This window comes from Lysinibacillus sp. NPDC056185 (genome assembly GCF_047737915.1).
Taxonomy (GTDB): Bacteria; Bacillota; Bacilli; order Bacillales_A; family Planococcaceae; genus Lysinibacillus.
Genome location: NZ_JBLLLQ010000039.1, coordinates 16,172 through 37,716 on the forward strand (window position 1 = coordinate 16,172; position 21,545 = coordinate 37,716).

A 21,545-nucleotide genomic window follows, 5' to 3' on the forward strand; every position below is an offset into this window, starting at 1 on the left:
CTTAACTAAAAAATTGTAAACCTTTATTAATCTCAACGAGTACTTCCTCGTCTTGTTCTTTTACTTTTGCCTTAAGTAATGCGGATTGAGCTTGCTCCCCGCCTATCTTACCTAAAGCCCATGCTGCTGTTCCTCGAATTACAGGTCGTTCATCCTTTTCAAGAAGCGCTACTAAATCTGGGACCGCAGCTTCTTCTTTAAAGTGAGCAAGTGCCAAAATAGCATTGCGTTGAATTGGCTTTTTCCCTCGCCATGAACCAGAAACATGGCCAAACTTTTCTTTAAAGTCACGATTTGAAATTGTCAAAAGTGGCACAAGTAATGGCTTTGCAAGCTCTGGATCAGGTTTAAATTCCTCATGCATCCAGTTAATCTTTCCTTTATTCTTTGGGCATACGGTCTGACATGTATCACAGCCATACAAACGATTACCAATATGGGTACGAAACTCATCAGGTAGCATTCCCTTAGTTTGTGTTAAAAAGGCTATACAACGTTGAGAGTCTAGCTGTCCGCCTTCGATTAACGCACCAGTTGGACAAACATCTAAACATAAGCGGCAATCCCCGCATTCATCCTCCATAGGCTTATCCGGAGCAAAAGGGATATTCGTGATTAGCTCTCCTAAATATACATAGGAACCGAACTCAGGCGTAATGATCGAGCAGTTTTTTCCGCTCCAACCTATTCCTGCACGTTCCGCAACTGCCCTATCGACAAGTGCCCCCGTATCAACCATTGATTCAATACGAACACCTTCTATGCGTTCCTCAAGCCATGCTGCTAATAATTTCAATCGCTCACGTAATGCTGTATGATAATCGATCCCCCAGGAAGCACGGCAAAAAATCCCGCGTCTTGCTCCCTTCTTGCCAACAGGTGCATTTTGCATACGCGACGGATATGCGACAGCTATCGCCACAATACTCTCTGCTCCTTCTAACAATTGTAGGGGTTCGGTACGTTTTTCTATATCGCTTTCTTCAAAGCCAGACTGATAGCCAAGTTCTTGCTGGCGGCGCAGTCTATTTTTCATTTCAGTAAAAGGAGCTGCTGTTGTAAAGCCAATTTTATCTACACCAATGGACATTGCATACGCCACAAATTCACGTTGTAGGTCATGTATGTTCATTTCATTTCCAACTCCTTACATGGTACAATAATAGAAATAGATAAAGTAGGTGATGTTTTATGGACATTTCAATTAATCAATCTCTATTGACACAACATCCCGAGCTTAAAATCGGCATTATTCATTATACCAAAATTGTCGTTGCAGAATCTCCTCAAATGATTAAAGGTCGCATGCAATTGTATCAGGAAAATCTCTTTTTAGAAATGCAAGATAATCCTGTTACGCAACGAGAGGGTATTGCAGAATGGCGACAACTATGGAAAAAGCTTGGTGCAGATCCGAACCGCTATCGTCACTCAGCAGAAAGTTTAATGCGCCGAATTAGTAAGCAAAATTATTTAACACCACTTCACTCTGGTGTTGATTTAAATAATTTCTTCTCCCTCCAATATGAGATTCCAGTAGGCTTATATGATGTAGCTAAACTAAAAGGAAATATAGAAATCGCACTTGGCAATGAGGAAACTGGCTATGAGGGCTTAAATGGTCGTTTTAATGCATTAAAAAATATCCTTAATAGCTATGATGCTGAAGGAGCATTTGGGTCACCATTTGTCGATTCTAAACGTACGTCTGTTTCAGAGGAAACGACCGAGGCTTTACATATCTTCTACCTCCGCCCATCATTGTTAGAAGAAAGTGCGGAAGAGCTTCTTGCATCTGCCGGTAAGATGTTTAATCAAATTCATGGTGGCGATTTTAAAATGGCCTTATTAACAAGTGCAGCACCATCTACTACACTGTAAAAAGGATGTGTTTTCATGATTAATCTTGCAGAAGCCGTTAAGCTAAAAAGTATTTTAGCAAAAAAAGTTCAAGAGCTCGTTGACGAATTACATCGTAGCGCTTTTGTAACTGTTGAAAAAGGACAAGCACCCAAAACAAGTAATCGTGCAATGAAGGTAATTGAAGCTGAATTAGCTCAAGTACGTCTCGATGTTCGTACATTGGATCGTTTAGTATATGATGCAAATATAAAAAGCTCCGTGGACTTTAAAGGTGAAAAACTAGCATTAGTTGAAGCGATTGAGCTCGCAACACAGCTCCGCGCAGATGCTGAACTGTGCAAACAGTTTAGTATGCATGAAAAAGAGAGTGTACGCATGGGTTATGGTGAAAATACAATGCTTTATGAAATTGCTATGTATGAGCCAGATGAGTACCGCGAACGTGCTATTAAACTAGAAAAAGATGCCCATAAATTATCGAATCTGATCAATGCGAAGAATTATAGTGTTGAAATTAATTTTGATGATTCTCGTTATTTCTAATCTCGAGCATCCAGGCCATTATTTCTAAAAAAGAAATACAATAAAAAAAGCATCCTTTTTGAGCTGTACCTCCAATTGTGTTTAACAATTCGGAGTGCAGCTTTAGGATGCTTTTTGTTCTACTTACTTAAATCATATTTAATTTCAAATTTCCCTATATCCCAATCAGCAAACAGAAAAGTTACATTAGTCTTAGTGTTAGGATCAGTATATGTATAAGCTTTATCCTCGTCAAAAGCAATATCACTTTCTTCGTCAAATTTATCTATATTCAATCCTAGTGCATCAGCAATTGACATAGCGGATATAATTCCTTCTGCCCATTCTCCTCCATTTTCAGCTTCATTTAATTCGGTTGCGGGGATTCCTTCTATAAAAATATTATATCCAATTATTTTTTTATCCTCATTATATTTAGCGTCTATTTTATAATGACCCTTATGTTTTTTAAAATCAGTATCCAATAAGATTTGTGAGAAAATATTTTCCTCTTTAATCAATTCACTAGTTATTGGTTCTGGCATTTTCGCTATTACAATTCCGTTTACTGGATTCTGTTTATATATATCAGCTCTGACATTGTATTTTTTAACAAACTTTTCTACCGCAGCCTTTGATTCAGGATCAACCTCTTCAAATTTTACTGGAACGACTTTCTCCTCCTTTACGACCGCTTCTTTTGTTTCCTGATCTTTTTTTACATCTGCCTCTTTTTTCTTCTCTGTTCCTTCTCCTGAACATCCAACTAGCATAACTGCTAGAAGTAATAATAAAACTTTCTTCATTACCTTTATTCCCTCCGAATGTATATCAATAAAAATATACGTTACTAGATTCAATGAAATAGAATTCAGTACAAAAAATACTTAAATTACTATATTGCATCATCCTATTATAATTCTGACAAAATAAAGTTTCTGTTTCCACCCTTTCTTTCAACATTTTTCGACATTTTGTGTAAAATTAAGGTTTTATGGAATAATAATATATAGAATACCAATTTTTAAAATCTCAATTACACAAAAGCAAATACAAAAGACAAGCCGAGGTTTCATCGCTTCTCAAGCCTATTAATAAGCAAAAAAGACTTGTATAGCTCTAAATCAATTAAAATAAATACAGCAAAGCAAAAAAGCATCTCTTGATCTGCATTGCAATTGTTAGACACAATTGAGATGTAGTTCATTAGAGATGCTTTTTGTTCTACTTAGTTAATTCAAATTTAAATTCAAACTTTCCTGCATCGACCTCAGTACAAAGATTAGTTACCTTATATGTAGAATCAGTATAAGAATCAGTGTCTCTATTTCCTTCAGCTTTAGCTAATGATTCGGTGAATTTACCCAAATCTAATCCTAGTGTTTGAGCAACTATTACAGCTGAAGTCATCCCTTCTGCCCATTCATCTCCCTCATCATTTACTTCTTTTTCAGGGAGTCCTTGAACAGAAAGATTATATCCAATTATTTTTTTATCCTTATTGTATTTAGCAACTAATTTGTAATGGCCCTTATATTCTTTAAAATCAGCTTCCAATAGAACTTGTGAGAAATCATTAAGTTCATTCGTTACAGGTTCTGGAATCATGTCTAATCCTATAGGTTGAACCTGTTTAAATAAAGTAAGCTTTTCATTGTATTCTTTGGCAAACTTTTCAACTGTAGCTTTTGATTCAGTATCGACTTCTTCAAATTTTACTGTAACGACCTCTTCTTTTTTTACATCTGCCTCTTTTTTCTTCTCTGTTCCTTCTCCAGAACATCCAACTAGCATAACTGCTAGAAGTAATAATAAAACTTTCTTCATTACCTTTATTCCCTCCGAATGCATATCGTTAAAAATATACGTTATTAGATTTAATGAAATAGAATTATAGTACAAAAAGTTTCTAAAATACTATATCATCTCCTCCTATTACAATTCTGACAAAATAAGGTGTACATTTCCACCTTTATTATTCGTCATTTTTCGACATTTTAAGTAAAATAAAGGATCTTGTTACATATTGAACTAAATCTAATGCATATAAAAAAGCGTTCAACCAATAGTGGCTAAACGCTTTTGATAGTCTATTTTTTGCGAAAGCTCAGTGCTAACGTAGCAGAAGCAATAGATGTCTTTTGTGTGAAAACATAGGGGCAGTGCCACCGATACAGGTCAATTAGCCGTTTTCGCATGGATGCGATGATTTTAGGCTAACAACTCCTTTCTGATCCCGTGATATCCGCCGGAAGCTTAACTTCTCCTAGAAGAAGTTAAAATGTCTTTACGGGTTTGGAAGTCGATCATTTAGCATAGCTAAGTAAAAACTTCTTTTCTCATTTGCAAGAGTCATCACGTTTTCCAATTGCTCCAATTGTTGCCCCAATAGATTAACATGTTTATTTAATAGTTCGATCCGTTTATGTAAAATATCCTGGATATCTTCTATTTCTTGATCATTTTGTGTTAACAGACAGCCATCTTCAGCAAACAAAGTAATATCCTTTAGCTTCATTCCTGTTTGCTTTAATCCATAAATAAATTGGATAAAGCGAAGATCCAGATCATTATATTGCCGAATCCCGTTTTGCTTCCCATCCAAACGATAAGGATTAGGTAAGAGACCCATTTTTTCATAATAACGAAGTGTATATGCAGAAATACCTGTTAATTTCGATATTTCACCAATTGAGTACATTAGGTTTTGTCCCCTTTCATTCACATATAAGAACAACCTTTCCTACAGATATTGATTTTTCAAGCAATTCTTGTGCATGTGCCGCTTCCCTTAAAGGAAGTCTGTAAGAAATCAAGGGATTGATTTTCCCTTCCTCTAACAATGAGAGAAGGAACCGAACATCTTCCTTAAACCAATCTAACCTTTCTTTTTTTAATGAGGTTATAGAGTAAAGATAGACAGGATTACCTTTCCCTGTAGTTCGATTTTCAGCCAAACTTTCCCACTCTTTGGTCCATTCTTCTGAATCTCCTTGCTGAAGAATCGAAGTATAGCCGTAACCTATGAAACGGCCATTGTTGCTTAAGGTATTCATCGAACGCTCATAATTCCGGCCTCCTATTGGATCAAATACAACATCCATACCTTCAGGAGCCTTATTACGAAGAGTATCTACAAAATCTTCGTTTCGATAGTCAATCGGCACGGCGCCGAATTGGTATACAGTTGAATGTTTAGCCAAGGAAGCCGTGCCATACATGTCTAATTTCGCTAACTTTCCAAGCTCAAGCAATGCAGTACCAACCCCTCCACTTGCCCCGTGAATAAGGATACGTTCTCCCTCAGCTACCTTTGCAACCCGGTGAAGCATTTGATAGGCTGTTACATAATTTAAGATCACAGCAACCGCCGTTACGGAATCGATGTGAGCAGGAATCCCGACAACCTCATCATCCATCGCGTACACATAAGATGCATAGCCACCCGTTCCGTTAAAAAAGACGGCTACCTTATCCCCTATCAAATATTTTTGCACGCCTTCTCCCAACTCGTCAACAATCCCAATAGCATCGTATCCTGGAGTAAAGGGAGGTATAGGAGATAGCGGATATTTACCCTCTCTTCTCATAATATCCGCAAGTGCAACCCCTGCTGCTTGAACCTTAACTCGAATTTCTCCCCTTTCAGGTTTTCGTAGGGGCTCCTCTATCACATCAATAACCTGAGGTCCTCCGTATCGAGTTACAATTACTCGTGTATTCAAATCAAAACATCTCCTCTCAATAAAGATGTTTGTATTATATTTGTTAGAGTAAACTCTAAGTCAAGGAATCTATTTTGCATCAGCCAAGGTTTAAAGTTTTATTGCATAGACGATTTCCCTGAAACTGTATACAATAGATTTATGGAGTCGATGAGACTTCGAATTGGATGTGCTGTTTTCAAAACTAGCTTTTTGGAGCTAACTTAAACAAAACCAATGACAAGTTACCTGTTACTGTATGACCAATGACTAATAACCAACTATAAGCAATGGCCATACTCAAACTACTTGATAATTATTTGAAAACGCCATCCAATAGCTCTCTTACATCTTGTGTGTAGGAGAGCTTTTTAGTTTAAAACAAAGTGCATCATTTTGCTTTAACGAATAAAGAAGTAACGTAGAAAATAAAGCCTATTGCAAAGGCAATTAATTGATCCAATAATAATTCATCATGAAGAAACCATCTTAACAAAAAGACTCCGCCGAAAATTAACATGATTAAAAACCCAACATATTTTAATCCATTATGTAGCATTTTCTATCTCCTTTTTTAAGTCTTCTAAACACTCTCTTAATAATAAGCAAAAAAAGAGCGTTAACTTTCACTCTTTTTAATTCTATCTTTTAATTCCTTTATCTCTTTTTCTAATTGCAATATCTTTCTCTTTAAAACATCAGTTTGTGAGGCTGTATAAATTGCTAAACCTAATCCCAACATAGCAATTGAAAACACGAATATTGTCGACACAATTTACACCCCTTAAAAGTAATTATCAAAGCCTACAGTAACTAAAGTAAAAATGTAGCTGTAATCTCCATATATCATAAATACTAACAAGAATTTCAAAACAGTCAAATCGATATTTTCTGATTTTAAAGCATATTTCGACAATAATCTTTAGAAGGAATCTAAAAAACCATAAAGGTATCACATGTAAGAGGGTTTTTAATGTCTAGTTCTCCCCTAGCATGGACAGAATGACTATATCCAAAGAAAGGGGTTAAACAATGACAAACCAACATGATTCAACAAACGAGCATGACATGACTTTGACAAATCGACAGGGACACCCTATTACTAACAATCAAAATATACGTACTGTCAGTAATCGAGGACCTGCAACCCTTGAAAACTATGATTTTATAGAAAAAATAAGTCACTTTGACCGTGAAAGAATTCCTGAGCGTGTTGTTCATGCGCGAGGTGCAGGGGCACATGGCTATTTTGAGACATACGGTGTTGTCGGGGATGATCCTATTTCTAAGTATACAAGGGCTAAAGTATTTCAGGATAAAGGGAAGCAGACGCCTGTTTTTGTGCGCTTTTCAACAGTTATTCATGGTGGTCATTCACCAGAGACATTACGTGATCCACGAGGCTTTGCTGTAAAATTCTATACTGAGGATGGTAACTGGGATTTAGTCGGCAATAATTTAAAGATTTTCTTTATCCGTGATGCTATGAAATTCCCTGATATGATTCACGCCTTTAAGCCTGATCCCATTACAAATATTCAAGACGTTGAGCGTTTTTTTGATTTCTGTGCAAGCTCACCAGAATCCTTCCATATGGTGACATTCGTTTATTCACCATGGGGTATTCCTGCTAATTATCGAATGATGCAAGGCTCCGGCGTTAATACGTATAAATGGGTCAATAATGAAGGCAAAGCGGTCCTTGTAAAATATCATTGGGAACCTTTACAAGGCATTAAAAACTTAACACAAAAAGAAGCAGAAGAAATCCAAATGAAAAATTTCAATCATGCCACACAAGATTTATATGATGCCATTAAAAATGGTGATTATCCTGAATGGGAGCTTAACGTCCAAATTATGGAGGATGGTCCACATCCAGAGCTTGATTTTGATCCATTAGATGATACGAAGCTTTGGCCTAATGATCAATTCCCATGGTATCCAGTTGGTAAGATGGTGCTAAATAAAAATCCAGAAGATTATTTTGCTGAGGTTGAACAGGCTACATTCGGCACAGGTGTGCTTGTGGACGGATTGGATTTCTCGGACGATAAAATGCTACAAGGTCGTACCTTCTCTTATTCCGATACACAGCGTCATCGTGTAGGTGCAAACTATTTACAACTCCCTATCAATGCTCCTAAAAAACGAGTGGCAACCAATCAAAATGGTGGTCAAATGATGTATAAGCGTGATTTAGCTCCTGGACAAAATCCTCATATTAACTATGAGCCTTCGATGTTAAATGGTTTAAAGGAAGCTACTCAAGCGGCTAAAGAATATACACCACTCGTGGAAGGTAATCTCGTTCGAGAATCAATTGATCGTCAAAGTAATACGAAGCAAGCTGGCGAAACATATCGCAATTTTGAGCAATGGGAGCGAGATGAGCTGCTTGAAAACTTAATTCGTGATTTAGCAGTCTGTCATATAGCCATTCAAGAAGCGATGATTGCATTAGCACAAGAAGCAGATGAAGAATACGGTCGTTTGTTAAAAGAAGGTTTACAAAAAGCTCGAAACGATTCTTCTTCATCAAAGCCACTTGGCAATATTGCTGGTGATGAAGCACCTCAAAAAGCTGTAGATAAAGGTCATGGCGCAGAGCCTTATTAAATCAAAAAGACATTACATATTTTCACAACAAATATGTAATGTCTTTTTTTAGTGACAGAAGTTATTCTTCATTACAATAGAAAAGAACTTTTTAATTATTTTTCGTATGCTTTATACCAATGATATGGTTGTATTTCTTTCAGTGTTTTAAATATCAATTCACCATTCGGATTAGTGATAGCCGCTTTTACATTTTCGCCCCAGTAAAAAAGCCTTTCTTGACATACACCACAAGGAGTTAACACAGTAAATACTGAATTTTCGTTTTCTCTGGCAATACAAATACTATGAGTAACCTTCGTATTAAGTTTATGCGCTTCAAGTATTGCACCGGTTTCCATGCACAATTCAGTAGAGGCATTAATAACGTCTGGTGCTACGCTCGTTAAAATCTGACCATCTTCAGTATACATTGCTGCAGCACCACCCCAACCAGAAGGATATCTTTTTTCGATCAATTCTACCACCGACTGATATAATTTTCGCTCAATATCCATCTTCTTCCCCCCTGTTTTTAATCAATTGAACATAACATAAAATGCTTCTTTTTAATGCACACCAGGCAAAATCTTTAGTACCTTTTCCTGTGCATCTAAAATAGCATCTACGCCTAATGGAATAGCAACATTCGTTGAATCATGGCCAATTTTAAAGCCTGCTACAACCGGAACGCCTAAATCTGCAAAATAATCCTTCATTAAAGTAAATAGCGCCGTTTCATCCGCTTCTGTTTGTGTAAAGGAACCGATAACAACACCGGCTAACTGCTCAAGTTTTCTCGCCTGCTTTAATTGCTGCAGCATCGCATCGATTTTTGGGATAGATTCTCCAAGCTCCTCAATCAATAAAATGCGACCTTCCGTGCGAACTTCAAATTTTGTACCCAATGTGTTAACAAGACGACGTAAATTTCCACCAATAATCTCACCGCGAGCTACACCAGGTGCAATCGTTGTTAATGGGGAAATATCCTCCGTATACTGTAATTCCATCGGTGAAAATAGCTGTAAAAACATCTTCTTTGATATATCATCTATTCTTCCTACAGACATCAGTAGCGGTCCGTGAAACGTCACTAAATTAGCATATTCGTTAATCGCGCAATGTAAATATGTAAGATCAGAGAAGCCCCAGAAGATTTTTGGATTTTCCTCAAGTAGTCCGTAGTCAATCTTTTCCGCAATGCGTGCAGAGCCATAGCCCCCCTTAACACAAAAAATTGCCTTCACCTCTGGATTTCTCACCATTTCATGAAAATCAGCCAGACGCTCTTCATCACTACCTGCTAGGTAATCGTGCTTTGCCTGAATGGTATCCCCAATTATATAGTTAAGCCCTAATTCTTCAAGAAAGGCTATAGCATCTCCTAGCTTTTCGGGCTTTGCTGGACTGGATAAAGCCACAAGACCAACTGTATCGCCCTTTTGTAAATGTGGTACGGTGCTTTTCACCCTAACCCCTCCTATAGTTTTTTCTTATTCTAGCATATAGATAATATTGTAGCATTGATTCATAGCGAAGTTAGTTTTGATAAAATTTAAATTTCCGGATGAATGTCCGTCGCTTTGGTGATTCTTTCCGTCACTTCGGCACTTCTTTCCGTCGCTCTAGTTTCCATCCGTCACTTTGGCTGTTCTTTCCGCCACTTTGGCCTTTCTTTCCGCCGCTTTGGCTCTCTTATCCGTCTCTCTGATTTCTATCCGTCTCTCTCGCCTTCACATCCGTCACTTCGGCTGTTCTTTCCGTCGCTTTGGCTGTTCTTTCCGTCGCTCTGGCTGTTCTTTCCGTCTCTCTGATTTCTATCCGTCTCTCTCGCCTTCACATCCGTCACTTCGGCTGTTCTTTCCGTCGCTTTGGCCTTTCTTTCCGTCGCTCTGGCTCTCCTATCCGTCTCTCTGATTTCTATCCGTCTCTCTCGCCTTCACATCCGTCTCTTCGGCTGTTCTTTCCGTCGCTTTGGCCTTTCTTTCCGTCGCTCTGGCTGTTCTTTCCGTCACTCTGATTTCTATCCGTCGCTTCGGCTCTTCTTTCCGTCGCTTTGGCCTTTCTATCCACGACTTTGGCTGTTCTATCCGTCTCTCTGATTTCTATCCATCACCTTAGCTCTTCTTTCCGTCGCTTTGACGGCTCTATCCACGAATTTGGCTGTTCTATCCGCCATTTTGACGTTTCTATCCACGACTTTGACTGTTCTATCCGTCGCTTTGGCGATTCTATCCACGACTTTGGCTGTTCTTTCCGCCGCTTTGGCCTTTCTTTCCGTCGCTCTGGCTCTCTTATCCGTCACTCTGATTTCTATCCGTCTCTCTCGCCTTCACATCCGTCGCTTCGGCTCTTCTTTCCGTCGCTCTAGTTTCCATCCGTCACCTTGCCTCTTCCATCCGTCACTTTGCCTCTCCTTTCCGTCGCTCTCGCCTTTCCATCCGTCACTTGAACTCTCCCTTACGTCGCTCTGCATGCCAAAATAAAAAAGCGTAGACTTCAAATAATACAAAGTCTACGCTTAATTCCTATTTTGTTCCGCCGTAAATAATCGTTACATTTGGATGATTTAATAATTGGCTTGCTGGGAAATCTTCAGTGACGATACCACTTTTCAATTTTTCCATAGCCTCTAGTTTTTTTTCACCAAATGCAATTAACACGATTTCCTTAGCTTTCATAATAGATTCAATGCCCATTGTAATAGCATGAGTCGGTACATCTTTAGAGTTATCAAAATAAATTGCATTTTCTGTGCGAGTAGATTCCGTTAACTCTACAATATTAGTCATTGAATCAAAAGATGTGCCCGGTTCGTTAAAGCCAATATGTCCGTTAACGCCAATACCTAGAAGCTGTAGATCAATTCCTCCCGCTTCTTTAATTCGAGCGTCATAGGCCGCACACTCAGCATCTAAGTTTTCTGCCTTACCATTTGGTAAATGTATATTTTCTTCCGTAATATCTACATGATTAAATAAGTTCTCATGCATAAATGTCCAATAACTTGCCGGACTTGTTTGATCGAGACCTACATATTCATCTAGGTTAAAGGTAATCACATCGCTAAAAGATAAATCTCCAGCTTGTTGGCGTTTCACTAATTCCTTATACATTCCTACAGGAGAACCACCAGTCGCTAATCCTAAAATACTTGTTGGTTTTACTTGTAATTGTTTAGTGAATATATCCGCTGCTACTTTGCTCATTTCATCGTATGAATTTACTTCTAACCATTTCATTTCGCTTGTCATTCGTATACCTACCTTACAATCATTATTATTAACTAAAATAATAGGAAATATCTCTCTTTATAGTAGTTAATATTTTCATTTTACAAGTTATTTACCTTCTTTTCTATTATTTTCTTTCTATTATTCACGTGTATTCTCAAACCATTTCGGTTATGTTATTTAGTAAGGAAGTGAGGCGATTTTATGAATTCACAAATAAAGCAATATTTAAAGCTTATTCAATTTCAAGGATCTTTAGAGCCATCTATTAAGCTACTTGGTCAGCTTCAAACAAGACATCTATATACCATTCCTTATGAGAACCTAGATGTTGCCTTAAAACATGGCATCTCCTTCGCTATTCCTGACCTTTTTCAAAAAATCATTATTCAACTCCGCGGAGGCAATTGCTTTGAACTAAATATTTTATTTAGTTGGCTACTTCGCGAACTTGGCTTTTCTGTAACCAATCGCTATGCACAGTTTTGGCGCAACCATGAAGCAGATACACCTGTTGAGGATGTACCTATGCATCAGCTATTGCTGGTCAATTTCGATGGGAAATCATATATTTCGGATGTTGGTGTAGGTGCACTAGCTCCTTGTAAGCCAGTTCCACTAATAGCTGGACATCAACACCGTGAGGGTAATGAACTTTATAAAATTGAACGAGATGAAGCGAATGGCTGGATGCTGTACGAACTAACAAAGAATAATTGGCGTTTACTTTATAGTTTTTTTGATGACGCTAACGATGCAAAGTTTGCACCAAGACTTTCTAAACAAAAAAATAAAATCGCGATGATTCGTACTCCTCGTGGCCGACATACAATGCTTAATAGCGAATTTCGAATATACGAGGGACAATCCCTAACAACCTATACAACTCATAATGAAAAAGAATGGCGACAAGCACTTCATCGTTTTTTTCGTATTTTATTAAATTGATGCTACATGACAAAAAGCAAGTCTCTTCATGAATAGGAGACTTGCTTTTCCTTGTGCTATACGACATACTCACAAAAAAGCCTCCGCAATCGTTTGCAGAGACTTATTAAATAGATTATTTGTTTTGAATTAAGCCGAAGCCAAGCCCAGTTGGATCTACCATATAGGCAAGATAAAACTCATCGAACTCCATTTTGTCACGAACAATGATGGCACCATTCTGTTTAGCTTTCGAAATAGCTTCATCGATAGAATCCACTTCAATTTGAATACGTGTTCCAAAAGGATAGTCATGTGGCCCCTTACCAATACCGCCGTTAATCCCTGGTTTTTTATCATCCCCGGTTGTTACAGCCCAATATTCCCAATTAGGTGCAGCTACCTGCCAACCAAAAACCTTGGCATAAAACTCAGCAGCTTTTTCAGGTTCCTGACTATTCAATTCAAATCCTATTACTCTCCCCATCTAATTCCCCTCCTAATTTTTAAATCATTATTTATAGTTCAACAATTTGATGGATATTTCCTCCATTTTCTTCATCAACATAACGTTGGGTTGATTTCCGTTGCGACTTATATACATTGAATCATCCCAAACTTCATCTGAATTGGTAGTACGGAATTGTGACAGCATGATGACTTAGGTATTTAACTATTTATTAATTAGTAAAATATTGTATAATTAAATTAGAACGATCGTTCAAATTCAAAAAAGAGGTAAATCATTGAACAAAAGACGTTATGATAGCGAGAAAGCAAAAGTTGAAATTATGGAACATGCGGTTAGTTTGTTTTCTCAAAAAGGCTATAATCAAACATCAGTTGGAGATATTTCAACCGCTTCAGGCTACAGCAAGGGACATATTTATTACCATTTTGAAAACAAAGAAAAGCTATTCGTTCTTTTAGCGCAACAAACAATGCAAGACTGGAACAACAAATGGCTGCAAAAAGAATGTACCTACTCCACGGCAACAGAAAAATTATATGGCATGGCCATGCACGTTCTCTATCATTACCAAACACCTTTATTAAGATCAGGGCAAGAGCTAGCTTCCAATCCAAAATCGAGCCCTGAATCAGTGCAACAACTATACAATTTAGCGATCGTACCGATGAGTGCTTATCGTGCGATTCTGCAAGAAGGAATTGATAAAGGGGAATTTGTTCATGGAAATATTGAAGAGTGGACGGTTCTACTTGGCACATGGCTAGGGGGATTATGTCAGCTTACAAATAATCAGGAGCTGAAAGCACTTGAGCCACTCTTTCACCAGGCAATAACCATTTTTTTGAAGGAGATAAAAAAAGGTGGGATATAAATGAAAATTGCATGTATAGGAGACAGCTTAACAGAAGGTCGACCAGGTGTTTCATTTTTTAAACTACTAACAACAAAACATCAACAAATCGAATTTGACAATCTCGGTAAACCAGGTGAGACAGTAAAAAGCTTACACACTCGTTTGGAAAAATCGAAGCTAGCTACTTATTATGACCTCAGTTTTCTTTGGATTGGTGTCAATGATGTCTACTCTAAACTTTTGAAAGTACAGGCACAGCCAGTTACAAAAGATCATCAAGAATTTAAAGATTACTATGTAAATTGTTTAGAAATGATTTTAGCATCCTCTAAACATGTCGTTTTAGTAACACCAGCTTTAATAGGAGAGACAATAAAAAACACTCCTAATAAGGAATTAAAAGAGCTCTCCTCCATTATTCAATCCATCTCCTCTAAATATGCAAATGTTAGCTTTTTAAATATGCAAGAGGTGTTTGAGCATCACTTGGAACAAGTTAATAGTTCCGATTATATGAACACCAATGTTATGCGAGTAATGAAAGATGTATTGTTTTATAAAAATCCTTTGCGAATTGACCGATTGTCCAAAAAGCGAGGGCTACATTTAACGTTAGATGGCGTTCATTTAAATAGTAAAGGAGCAGAACTTGTCACGGAAGAATACACAGCTTTCATCGGACAGTTTCAATTGCAGGAAGCTACCGTCCATTAGGAAGTCATACGAGAGGTGATGAATATGAGAAAGGTTGCGATTGTTACTGGTGGTGTATCAGGTATAGGGAAGGCTATCTGCAAAGAATTAATAGGTCGTCATGTATTTGTCATTATTGCAGATATCAACGAACATGATGGGCGTCTTCTCGAGGCAGAACTAAATAAAGAAGCTTCAAATGCTAGATTTGTTGAATTAAATGTAACCGATTACAAAAGTGTTGAACGTGTCATTACAAATGTCTATGAGGAATTTCAAAGATTAGATTATTTATTCAATAATGCTGGCATAGCTATGTATGGTGAAATGTATGATATGTCGATGGACGAATGGAAAAACATTGTGGATCTTAATTTATGGGGCGTTATATATGGTACTCAAGTTGGCTATCGAATCATGAAGGAACAAGGTTTTGGACATATCATCAATAGCTCATCAGCAGCAGGGTTGGGTCCAGCTCCTATATCTGCGGCATATTCAACTACGAAGCATGCTGTTGTGGGCTTAACGACATCACTACACTATGAGGCTGAGGGATTTGGCATCAAGGTAAGTACGCTATGTCCGACATTTGTTGATACACCTATTTTCGATAAAGCAACCGCTATTAATATCGATAAATCAGTGATGGCCAAACAATTGAAAAAACAAAAAATGATGTCTCCACAGCAACTAGCAAAAATCACTATTGTAGGCGTACACAAAAATAAACCTATTATCTGTCCTATGCCAATGCGTAAAACAATGGATGTTGTCTTTACGATCTTCCCTTCGTTGCACAAAGCATTAATGAGAATGGTCTGTAAAGTAAGTCGAAAAGCTCGATTAACATAAACATTCTAAATGGTAAAAAACCGCTATGCTTTTCCGCCGGCAAGGCACGAGCCGCATCAGGGCAAGAAATAGGATGTTGGACACGAAGGCATATGTCTCCTTCGCTACATTTCATTTACACTTCATCTCAAAAACAATTTGTAGGAGTCTTGCGGCTTTTTACCTTTATATTAAGATAACTAAAACACTGAACGGAACAACCCCTTGTCAGAGACAAATAGCTAGTTATTTATGCTTTCCTCCATCATTTTTATAAATACCTAAAAGTAATATAATTAACCCTATAACAAAAATTAAAGGAGATAAAAACATCATAATCGATGTTGCCCAACTATTTTTAACCACTATCCCATACATTACGCCTATTACAAAAGATAAGAACGGTGCAAACGCTATCATTGTAATGATACCCCAAACGATGTAATTCCCTTTCTCGGACCTTCCTTCGGTTAATTGGAATCCTGCTATTAAACCAACTAATACTATCAATAAAGCAATGACAAACGCCATTTCAAATCACCTCCCTCTTTCCTTCTATAATATGCTTCATTAGTTTAGTGGTTTGGTAACATAACACTAGGCTTATGAAAAATATCTATAAATTGCGCCCAGACAGAACGGAAAATCAGCTTAGCTGTTTAATCAAAAAAACCACAACCATCAATAAATGTGGTTGTGGTTTTTTACGATTCGAATGTCATCTTGCAAAATGACACCGTCGCTCATTTTAATAATACGATCAGTATAAGCAAGCATTTCTTCATCGTGTGTCACCATTAAAGTAGTAATGTTTAACGTTTTAGTCAAATCTCTAATTAGTAACATAACCTCTTTTGATCTTTGTGAATCTAAGCTTGCTGTTGGTTCATCTGCGAAAAGGACTTTCGGTTTATGAATGATTGCTCTGGCAATCGCAACACGTTGCTTCTCTCCACCTGACAATGACGAGGGATAAGCCATTTTTCGATGGTCCATCCCTACCAATTTTAGTATTCGATTAACTTCATTTTTTTGTTCCTGCTTCTTTAATTTTGATTCAGAAACATCTAGCATTAGCAGTAGTTGCTCCTCAACGGTAAGAAAAGGTACAAGGTGTGCAAACTGAAAGACAAACCCAAATTCGCTTGCTCGTACTTTTCGAACCTCTTCAGAGCTCATGCTGGACATATTTTTCCCCTCAAATATTACGTGCCCATCTGTTGCAGGTTGAAGCCCAGCAGCTATTGTCAGAAGTGTACTCTTACCAGATCCAGATGCACCGACTAATGCTGTTATTTCCCCTTCATTTAGCGAAAGATCTATCCCTTTAAGTATTTCTTCCTCTACCTCGCCATTCCTAAACGTTTTTCTAACTTCATCGATTTTAAATAAAGTCATATTAAGCCTCTCCTTGCTGTATCGCTTGTAATGGTTGAATTTTTTTAATTTGGATGCCTGAAATTGTAGCACCAATAAATCCAATAATTAGGAATACAATCGATAATTGCGTTGTTGTCGCAATTGTTAAAGTGAAAGGCATTCCTTTTGGCGCTATCAGATTAAATGCTTGGCTAAAAGCTACCGACAAAATAAGTGAAATCACTGTAATGATAGCCATCTGTGTCCATATCATTTTGAATAATTTACTCGTTTTCACACCAATGGCTTTCAAAATTCCATATAAACCAATTTTTTGAACGTTCATCATATAGAAGAAGATAGCAAACAGCATCCCACTAATGACTACTAAAAACCATACAATCATATTTAAAGACATTTGTTCTGCATTATAGCTTGGAATTGTATTGAGAAACGCTTTATTAGAAAATGATTCTAATCCAGCAAATTCTTTTGAAGAATCCCCGTTTGGTACGAAAATCATCTGCATTTCATCTACACGGTAAATCTCTTTATAATCCTCTTTATTAATATAGGCAACAGGAGCATGACTATATTTCTTTTGGTCAACAAATCCCTTTACTACAAACTTGCCGTTAAATTGATTATTCGTTAATGTATCTCCTACTTTAATTCCTTTATCTTTCATTGAGCTGTCTAATATAACTTCCTCATGTTTCACATTTTCAAATAAATCTGAAGCGGTCGATGTTACAAAGGCAACGCTTTGCTGCTTATTGTCCTGCTCATTTAAAAAGCCCATTTGTAGTGAAAAAGCTACTGCATCCTTTTCATTGCTCAATATTTTATTTTGAGTACCGCTATCTATTTTTGACAGATTATAAGTTTGATCTGCATCTTCATTCATATAAAATTGTCCTTCGGGTAAGTCTTTAATTAAAGCGGCATTATCTTGTGATAACCCATTCGCCAAACCAGAAATAATAAAAGTTAATAAACTAACAAGAAAAACAATGGAACCTAATATTAAAAATCGTACTTTATTTTTCTTAATTTCTTTCCAGGCTAGATTCATCGTGAACTCCTCCATTCCTTTTTACAGTCTTAGCATAAAATCCTTAAATGAACGGAACATGAACTAATCATTACAAATGGTTTTAAACAAAAAACTCATAAACCTTTTCATTTTTAGGTTTACGAGCTGCTTGTAATATTATTGGCCATCTAAACGAATGACCGCTTTTCTATGATATTTTGGCGTTTCCTCTATTTTTGATTCGTACAAAATCACTTCTTCTACTAGAAATTTTGGAAGCTGAAAATTTTCTTCCATTAATGCTTCGTACGGAATTTTCCCGCAGGCCTCATCCCATTTTCTTGCAACAGTTATATGTGGTGTAAAGGGCTTTTTATCTAGTTCAAAACCAGCCTTCATACAATCACGGTATACTATTTCTCTCACAAAATTTAATTGCTGAGATTCGAGCAGATCAACCCATAAAATTCTTGGATATTCTTTTCTTCCAAAAGTATTGAACCCTTGAATTTTTAATTCAAACGGAGAAACTTTCATAAGGTTTTTCCTTGTTTCATCCAATACAGCCTGTAATTGCTCTTCATCCGCATGACCTAAAAAGGCCAATGTGATGTGATAGTCTTCCTGGTGTACCCATCGTTTAAAATGAAAATCTGTCTTCATTTCTTCACATCTCACTTTAAGAGCTGCTTTAATATCTGAAGGAAGTGGAACTGCAATAAAAAAGTGTCTGTTCATAATGATATCCTCTCTAATCATCGAAAATGCTACTTAACAGGCATTATGTCTTTTCCTACTATAATTTAATCCTTACTACTCGCGTTAAAGCAGAAATAAACCACTTTGCTTTTTAGCTGAGTAGGTCTTATTATCTTTATTTATCTATTTCAGGAAAAGGAAAAACCCAAACGAATGTAAAATTCCACACAATGAAAGAATTAAGCAAGCTTACGAAGCTTTTAAATTTAGGATTAGTCTTCAAAAACTTTCTCCAAATATAAACAATAGCGATTATTGTAATGATAGTTGGAGCTAATTCTGGAACTACAAAGATCATCGAAAAATCACCAATCGTTATCAATAGATCCGCCAAAAGCAGCATATAAAATAATGAGAAATGTTTAAAAGTATGTTGAAATTTTAAAATAACACTCTTCAAAATTCGAATTAATTTAGCTAATTTATTGTCCCCTCCAAAACTTTTATCTTTTATTATTGTACCTTACCTCTTTTTCATAATCTGTCCTTTTTCTCTACTCTTAATGTGTACTTTAAACAAAAACCCCTGTTTATTGAATCTATGTCTTTACCAAATGATTAATTTTTAAATTCTGTAATTTTAAATTAATTTCTATCTATTTTTTTCTTGCCATCTCTTCTTATTAAATAACGCTTAGTTACTTCAAAAACTGAAACTATGCCTGATACCAATACCCATTGAATACCATGGCCACTTTCATCATTTTTAAACAAGTCATTATATTGCCCAAATCAATAAAGCTGCAAGTAAAATAGCAAGTGTATATCTTGAAGCTTCTGCATTATAATCTTTTTCTATCTCATCCTTTTTATCATCGTCTCCCTTCATAAGATCACCCCTCTGGTTTTTAATTATATTTTAGCAAAAATTTTAAGGTTATCTAGTACATAAGGGTTGGCATTATGACTAAAGAAAAACAGATGGGTTTTGAAGTTGATTTCTTTGTAAGTGGAATTGCAATTATTACTGATGACCTTAGACAAACAAAAAAGACTCCAACATAATTGTTGAAGTCTTAATCCGTAGCCACTCTTAATAATCCGATTTCAAATAAATTCGATCCTTCCAATCGAATTCTCAAATAACTGTGTATACCTTTTGAGAGGATCTTAATTGCTTTCTACAAATAAAAAAAGAATCCTTGATATACAAGGATTCTCTAGTAAAATATGATACCGGTGGTCGGGGTCGAACCGACACTCCAAAGGAACACGATTTTGAGTCGTGCGCGTCTGCCAATTCCGCCACACCGGCATAATGGAGATAAAAAAAATCGGATAAACCGATTGAGTAATAAAATATGGAGGCGGCAACCGGATTTGAACCGGTGATAAAGGTGTTGCAGACCTGTGCCTTACCACTTGGCTATGCCGCCATAAAATATTTGGAGCGGAAGACGAGGTTCGAACTCGCGACCCCCACCTTGGCAAGGTGGTGTTCTACCACTGAACTACTTCCGCAATAAATGGCTGGGGTACCTGGATTCGAACCAGGGCGTGACGGAATCAAAATCCGTTGCCTTACCGCTTGGCTATACCCCAAAAGTTAAATATATATAAATGGGGCGACTGATGGGAATCGAACCCACGAATGCCTGAACCACAATCAGGTGCGTTAACCACTTCGCCACAACCGCCATATTATTATATTTTATTATTTTAAATTAATTGGCAGGGGCAGTAGGAATCGAACCCACACCAAAGGTTTTGGAGACCTCTATTCTACCGTTGAACTATGCCCCTATTAAATTAAAACTGGTGGAGGGGGACGGATTCGAACCGCCGAACCCTAAGGAGCGGATTTACAGTCCGCCGCGTTTAGCCACTTCGCTACCCCTCCGGGAAAGTCATGGTGCCGGCGATAGGAGTCGAACCCACGACCTACTGATTACAAGTCAGTTGCTCTACCAACTGAGCTACACCGGCAAAAAATGTGATGGGTCAGGACGGAATCGAACCGCCGACACTTAGAGCTTCAATCTAATGCTCTACCAACTGAGCTACTGACCCATATTCTTTTAAAAAATGGCGGTCCCGACCGGGATCGAACCGGCGATCTCCTGCGTGACAGGCAGGCATGTTAACCGCTACACCACGGGACCATTTTGGTTGCGGGGGCCGGATTTGAACCAACGACCTTCGGGTTATGAGCCCGACGAGCTACCACTGCTCCACCCCGCGATAATAAGGTGATTTATTTAAATAATGGTGGAGGATGACGGGCTCGAACCGCCGACCCTCTGCTTGTAAGGCAGATGCTCTCCCAGCTGAGCTAATCCTCCATCTGGGTATTGAAAAATGGTGACCCCTACGGGATTCGAACCCGTGTTACCGCCGTGAAAGGGCGGTGTCTTAACCACTTGACCAAGGGGCCATCGTTTGGAATGATAAATCCTTAAAGTGCTGGCGGAGAGTAAGGGATTTGAACCCTTGAGACAGTGTTAACCGCCTACACGATTTCCAATCGTGCTCCTTCGGCCACTCGGACAACTCTCCAAGAATGGCTCCGAAGGCAGGACTCGAACCTGCGACAACCTGATTAACAGTCAGGTGCTACTACCAACTGAGCTACTTCGGAATAATTTTATCATATAGCCTAGCGACGTCCTACTCTCACAGGGGGAAGCCCCCAACTACCATCGGCGCTAAAGAGCTTAACTTCCGTGTTCGGTATGGGAACGGGTGTGAC

At 37.7% G+C, this 21,545-nt stretch carries 25 protein-coding genes, 15 tRNA genes and 1 rRNA gene; 10 read left to right on the plus strand and 31 right to left on the minus strand.

All coding sequences use genetic code 11. The features are described 5' to 3' along the window. Position 1: 1 nt before the first annotated feature. Positions 2-1,132 (minus strand): tRNA epoxyqueuosine(34) reductase QueG, encoded by a 1,131-nt coding sequence (gene queG / locus ACMZ42_RS23845; protein ID WP_415733017.1) that lies wholly within the window; start codon positions 1,130-1,132, stop codon positions 2-4. Positions 1,133-1,191: 59 nt separating this feature from the next. Here queG and ACMZ42_RS23850 point away from each other — a divergent pair, with 59 nt between their 5' ends. Then, positions 1,192-1,881, plus strand: a complete 690-nt coding sequence (locus ACMZ42_RS23850; RefSeq protein WP_415733018.1) for a B3/4 domain-containing protein — start codon at positions 1,192-1,194, stop codon at positions 1,879-1,881. 15 nt (positions 1,882-1,896) lie between these two features. Continuing rightward, positions 1,897-2,406 carry a hypothetical protein gene (locus ACMZ42_RS23855; protein ID WP_415733019.1) on the plus strand — a complete coding sequence of 170 codons (510 nt, stop codon included), beginning with the start codon at positions 1,897-1,899 and terminating at the stop codon, positions 2,404-2,406. Positions 2,407-2,525: 119 nt separating this feature from the next. On the opposite strand, the gene ACMZ42_RS23860 is transcribed toward ACMZ42_RS23855, so the two are convergent. The 6 genes from ACMZ42_RS23860 to ACMZ42_RS23885 all read right to left on the minus strand — a co-directional run bounded on the left by ACMZ42_RS23860 (position 2,526) and on the right by ACMZ42_RS23885 (position 6,861). Beyond that, positions 2,526-3,191 (minus strand): hypothetical protein, encoded by a 666-nt coding sequence (locus tag ACMZ42_RS23860; protein ID WP_415733020.1) that lies wholly within the window; start codon positions 3,189-3,191, stop codon positions 2,526-2,528. Between the two features lie 418 nt (positions 3,192-3,609). Next, positions 3,610-4,212 carry a hypothetical protein gene (locus ACMZ42_RS23865; RefSeq protein WP_370081007.1) on the minus strand — a complete coding sequence of 201 codons (603 nt, stop codon included), beginning with the start codon at positions 4,210-4,212 and terminating at the stop codon, positions 3,610-3,612. Between the two features lie 460 nt (positions 4,213-4,672). Continuing rightward, a complete protein-coding gene (locus ACMZ42_RS23870) occupies positions 4,673-5,086 on the minus strand; it encodes a MerR family transcriptional regulator (RefSeq protein WP_415733021.1) in 414 nt (137 codons plus the stop codon). Positions 5,087-5,102: 16 nt separating this feature from the next. Continuing rightward, positions 5,103-6,110: a medium chain dehydrogenase/reductase family protein gene (locus ACMZ42_RS23875; RefSeq protein ID WP_415733022.1), complete on the minus strand. Its 1,008-nt coding sequence runs from the start codon at positions 6,108-6,110 to the stop codon at positions 5,103-5,105. 370 nt (positions 6,111-6,480) lie between these two features. Continuing rightward, the gene (locus ACMZ42_RS23880; protein ID WP_199777815.1) at positions 6,481-6,648 is read right to left on the minus strand and encodes a hypothetical protein; all 168 of its coding nucleotides are present in this window, start codon (positions 6,646-6,648) and stop codon (positions 6,481-6,483) included. A 60-nt stretch (positions 6,649-6,708) separates the two neighbouring features. After that, positions 6,709-6,861 (minus strand): hypothetical protein, encoded by a 153-nt coding sequence (locus ACMZ42_RS23885; RefSeq protein ID WP_370081013.1) that lies wholly within the window; start codon positions 6,859-6,861, stop codon positions 6,709-6,711. A gap of 260 nt (positions 6,862-7,121) precedes the next feature. Here ACMZ42_RS23885 and ACMZ42_RS23890 point away from each other — a divergent pair, with 260 nt between their 5' ends. Then, positions 7,122-8,708, plus strand: coding sequence for a catalase (locus tag ACMZ42_RS23890; protein WP_370081015.1), 1,587 nt, complete (start codon positions 7,122-7,124; stop codon positions 8,706-8,708). Between the two features lie 95 nt (positions 8,709-8,803). Here the strand turns inward: ACMZ42_RS23890 and ACMZ42_RS23895 are convergent, their stop codons facing one another. Beyond that, complete coding sequence (locus ACMZ42_RS23895; protein WP_053485728.1) at positions 8,804-9,205, minus strand: cytidine deaminase; 402 nt, start codon at positions 9,203-9,205, stop codon at positions 8,804-8,806. A gap of 51 nt (positions 9,206-9,256) precedes the next feature. Next, positions 9,257-10,159, minus strand: a complete 903-nt coding sequence (locus tag ACMZ42_RS23900) for a S66 peptidase family protein (RefSeq protein WP_415733023.1) — start codon at positions 10,157-10,159, stop codon at positions 9,257-9,259. Positions 10,160-10,261: 102 nt separating this feature from the next. Between ACMZ42_RS23900 and ACMZ42_RS23905 the strand changes: the two genes are divergently transcribed. The 3 genes from ACMZ42_RS23905 to ACMZ42_RS23915 are packed head-to-tail and all read left to right on the plus strand — an operon-like array spanning position 10,262 to position 11,061. Further along, positions 10,262-10,504: a hypothetical protein gene (locus tag ACMZ42_RS23905; RefSeq protein WP_415733024.1), complete on the plus strand. Its 243-nt coding sequence runs from the start codon at positions 10,262-10,264 to the stop codon at positions 10,502-10,504. Then, positions 10,459-10,710 carry a hypothetical protein gene (locus ACMZ42_RS23910; RefSeq protein WP_415733025.1) on the plus strand — a complete coding sequence of 84 codons (252 nt, stop codon included), beginning with the start codon at positions 10,459-10,461 and terminating at the stop codon, positions 10,708-10,710. Before ACMZ42_RS23905 ends, ACMZ42_RS23910 begins: the two co-directional genes overlap by 46 nt. Positions 10,711-10,746: 36 nt before the next feature. Next, the gene (locus tag ACMZ42_RS23915) at positions 10,747-11,061 is read left to right on the plus strand and encodes a hypothetical protein (protein ID WP_415733026.1); all 315 of its coding nucleotides are present in this window, start codon (positions 10,747-10,749) and stop codon (positions 11,059-11,061) included. 157 nt (positions 11,062-11,218) lie between these two features. On the opposite strand, the gene nagB is transcribed toward ACMZ42_RS23915, so the two are convergent. Continuing rightward, complete coding sequence (nagB, locus tag ACMZ42_RS23920) at positions 11,219-11,932, minus strand: glucosamine-6-phosphate deaminase (RefSeq protein ID WP_370081051.1); 714 nt, start codon at positions 11,930-11,932, stop codon at positions 11,219-11,221. 195 nt (positions 11,933-12,127) lie between these two features. On the opposite strand from nagB, the gene ACMZ42_RS23925 reads away from it, so the two are divergent. Beyond that, positions 12,128-12,871 (plus strand): arylamine N-acetyltransferase family protein, encoded by a 744-nt coding sequence (locus ACMZ42_RS23925; RefSeq protein ID WP_415733027.1) that lies wholly within the window; start codon positions 12,128-12,130, stop codon positions 12,869-12,871. A 115-nt stretch (positions 12,872-12,986) separates the two neighbouring features. Here the strand turns inward: ACMZ42_RS23925 and ACMZ42_RS23930 are convergent, their stop codons facing one another. Continuing rightward, positions 12,987-13,337, minus strand: a complete 351-nt coding sequence (locus tag ACMZ42_RS23930; protein ID WP_402870876.1) for a VOC family protein — start codon at positions 13,335-13,337, stop codon at positions 12,987-12,989. Positions 13,338-13,596: 259 nt separating this feature from the next. Between ACMZ42_RS23930 and ACMZ42_RS23935 the strand changes: the two genes are divergently transcribed. The 3 genes from ACMZ42_RS23935 to ACMZ42_RS23945 are packed head-to-tail and all read left to right on the plus strand — an operon-like array spanning position 13,597 to position 15,723. Further along, the gene (locus tag ACMZ42_RS23935) at positions 13,597-14,193 is read left to right on the plus strand and encodes a TetR family transcriptional regulator C-terminal domain-containing protein (protein WP_415733028.1); all 597 of its coding nucleotides are present in this window, start codon (positions 13,597-13,599) and stop codon (positions 14,191-14,193) included. Further along, the gene (locus tag ACMZ42_RS23940; protein ID WP_415733029.1) at positions 14,194-14,889 is read left to right on the plus strand and encodes an SGNH/GDSL hydrolase family protein; all 696 of its coding nucleotides are present in this window, start codon (positions 14,194-14,196) and stop codon (positions 14,887-14,889) included. 18 nt (positions 14,890-14,907) lie between these two features. Beyond that, on the plus strand, positions 14,908-15,723 hold the full coding sequence (locus tag ACMZ42_RS23945) for an SDR family NAD(P)-dependent oxidoreductase (RefSeq protein WP_415733032.1): 816 nt from the start codon (positions 14,908-14,910) through the stop codon (positions 15,721-15,723). 225 nt (positions 15,724-15,948) lie between these two features. On the opposite strand, the gene ACMZ42_RS23950 is transcribed toward ACMZ42_RS23945, so the two are convergent. The 20 genes from ACMZ42_RS23950 to rrf form a co-directional block, all read right to left on the minus strand. Then, complete coding sequence (locus ACMZ42_RS23950; RefSeq protein WP_415733030.1) at positions 15,949-16,233, minus strand: hypothetical protein; 285 nt, start codon at positions 16,231-16,233, stop codon at positions 15,949-15,951. 150 nt (positions 16,234-16,383) lie between these two features. Beyond that, the gene (locus ACMZ42_RS23955) at positions 16,384-17,100 is read right to left on the minus strand and encodes an ABC transporter ATP-binding protein (RefSeq protein ID WP_370081037.1); all 717 of its coding nucleotides are present in this window, start codon (positions 17,098-17,100) and stop codon (positions 16,384-16,386) included. A 1-nt stretch (position 17,101) separates the two neighbouring features. After that, positions 17,102-18,136, minus strand: coding sequence for an ABC transporter permease (locus ACMZ42_RS23960; RefSeq protein WP_415733031.1), 1,035 nt, complete (start codon positions 18,134-18,136; stop codon positions 17,102-17,104). 138 nt (positions 18,137-18,274) lie between these two features. Beyond that, entirely contained in the window at positions 18,275-18,835 is a 561-nt protein-coding gene (gene thpR / locus ACMZ42_RS23965) for an RNA 2',3'-cyclic phosphodiesterase (RefSeq protein ID WP_370081041.1), read from the minus strand. Positions 18,836-20,030: 1,195 nt separating this feature from the next. Next, positions 20,031-20,111, minus strand: a tRNA-Leu gene (locus ACMZ42_RS23970). A gap of 47 nt (positions 20,112-20,158) precedes the next feature. Continuing rightward, a tRNA-Cys gene (locus ACMZ42_RS23975) sits at positions 20,159-20,232 on the minus strand. Positions 20,233-20,242: 10 nt separating this feature from the next. Next, a tRNA-Gly gene (locus tag ACMZ42_RS23980) sits at positions 20,243-20,317 on the minus strand. Positions 20,318-20,323: 6 nt separating this feature from the next. Next, a tRNA-Gln gene (locus tag ACMZ42_RS23985) sits at positions 20,324-20,398 on the minus strand. 19 nt (positions 20,399-20,417) lie between these two features. After that, positions 20,418-20,493, minus strand: a tRNA-His gene (locus ACMZ42_RS23990). A 32-nt stretch (positions 20,494-20,525) separates the two neighbouring features. Next, a tRNA-Trp gene (locus ACMZ42_RS23995) sits at positions 20,526-20,599 on the minus strand. 13 nt (positions 20,600-20,612) lie between these two features. Continuing rightward, a tRNA-Tyr gene (locus ACMZ42_RS24000) sits at positions 20,613-20,696 on the minus strand. A 10-nt stretch (positions 20,697-20,706) separates the two neighbouring features. Beyond that, a tRNA-Thr gene (locus tag ACMZ42_RS24005) sits at positions 20,707-20,782 on the minus strand. An 11-nt stretch (positions 20,783-20,793) separates the two neighbouring features. After that, positions 20,794-20,866, minus strand: a tRNA-Phe gene (locus ACMZ42_RS24010). A gap of 16 nt (positions 20,867-20,882) precedes the next feature. Further along, positions 20,883-20,958 (minus strand) — tRNA-Asp (locus ACMZ42_RS24015). A gap of 4 nt (positions 20,959-20,962) precedes the next feature. Further along, a tRNA-Met gene (locus ACMZ42_RS24020) sits at positions 20,963-21,037 on the minus strand. A gap of 25 nt (positions 21,038-21,062) precedes the next feature. Further along, positions 21,063-21,138, minus strand: a tRNA-Val gene (locus ACMZ42_RS24025). A gap of 17 nt (positions 21,139-21,155) precedes the next feature. Then, positions 21,156-21,230 (minus strand) — tRNA-Glu (locus ACMZ42_RS24030). 30 nt (positions 21,231-21,260) lie between these two features. After that, positions 21,261-21,352: transfer RNA gene (locus ACMZ42_RS24035), tRNA-Ser, on the minus strand. A gap of 5 nt (positions 21,353-21,357) precedes the next feature. After that, positions 21,358-21,434: transfer RNA gene (locus ACMZ42_RS24040), tRNA-Asn, on the minus strand. 16 nt (positions 21,435-21,450) lie between these two features. After that, positions 21,451-21,545: ribosomal RNA gene (rrf, locus tag ACMZ42_RS24045) — 5S ribosomal RNA — on the minus strand; the annotation flags it as partial.

Bases quoted from the DNA above. Each gene is read 5' to 3' on its own strand.
- queG (WP_415733017.1), bottom strand. From the start codon at position 1,132: ATGAACATACATGACCTACAACGTGAATTTGTGGCGTATGCAATGTCC.
- ACMZ42_RS23850 (WP_415733018.1), top strand. From the start codon at position 1,192: ATGGACATTTCAATTAATCAATCTCTATTGACACAACATCCCGAGCTT.
- ACMZ42_RS23855 (WP_415733019.1), top strand. From the start codon at position 1,897: ATGATTAATCTTGCAGAAGCCGTTAAGCTAAAAAGTATTTTAGCAAAA.
- ACMZ42_RS23860 (WP_415733020.1), bottom strand. From the start codon at position 3,191: ATGAAGAAAGTTTTATTATTACTTCTAGCAGTTATGCTAGTTGGATGT.
- ACMZ42_RS23865 (WP_370081007.1), bottom strand. From the start codon at position 4,212: ATGAAGAAAGTTTTATTATTACTTCTAGCAGTTATGCTAGTTGGATGT.
- ACMZ42_RS23870 (WP_415733021.1), bottom strand. From the start codon at position 5,086: ATGTACTCAATTGGTGAAATATCGAAATTAACAGGTATTTCTGCATAT.
- ACMZ42_RS23880 (WP_199777815.1), bottom strand. From the start codon at position 6,648: ATGCTACATAATGGATTAAAATATGTTGGGTTTTTAATCATGTTAATT.
- ACMZ42_RS23890 (WP_370081015.1), top strand. From the start codon at position 7,122: ATGACAAACCAACATGATTCAACAAACGAGCATGACATGACTTTGACA.
- ACMZ42_RS23895 (WP_053485728.1), bottom strand. From the start codon at position 9,205: ATGGATATTGAGCGAAAATTATATCAGTCGGTGGTAGAATTGATCGAA.
- ACMZ42_RS23905 (WP_415733024.1), top strand. From the start codon at position 10,262: ATGTCCGTCGCTTTGGTGATTCTTTCCGTCACTTCGGCACTTCTTTCC.
- nagB (WP_370081051.1), bottom strand. From the start codon at position 11,932: ATGAAATGGTTAGAAGTAAATTCATACGATGAAATGAGCAAAGTAGCA.
- ACMZ42_RS23925 (WP_415733027.1), top strand. From the start codon at position 12,128: ATGAATTCACAAATAAAGCAATATTTAAAGCTTATTCAATTTCAAGGA.
- ACMZ42_RS23930 (WP_402870876.1), bottom strand. From the start codon at position 13,337: ATGGGGAGAGTAATAGGATTTGAATTGAATAGTCAGGAACCTGAAAAA.
- ACMZ42_RS23940 (WP_415733029.1), top strand. From the start codon at position 14,194: ATGAAAATTGCATGTATAGGAGACAGCTTAACAGAAGGTCGACCAGGT.
- ACMZ42_RS23945 (WP_415733032.1), top strand. From the start codon at position 14,908: ATGAATATGAGAAAGGTTGCGATTGTTACTGGTGGTGTATCAGGTATA.
- ACMZ42_RS23950 (WP_415733030.1), bottom strand. From the start codon at position 16,233: ATGGCGTTTGTCATTGCTTTATTGATAGTATTAGTTGGTTTAATAGCA.
- ACMZ42_RS23955 (WP_370081037.1), bottom strand. From the start codon at position 17,100: ATGACTTTATTTAAAATCGATGAAGTTAGAAAAACGTTTAGGAATGGC.
- ACMZ42_RS23960 (WP_415733031.1), bottom strand. From the start codon at position 18,136: ATGAATCTAGCCTGGAAAGAAATTAAGAAAAATAAAGTACGATTTTTA.
- thpR (WP_370081041.1), bottom strand. From the start codon at position 18,835: ATGAACAGACACTTTTTTATTGCAGTTCCACTTCCTTCAGATATTAAA.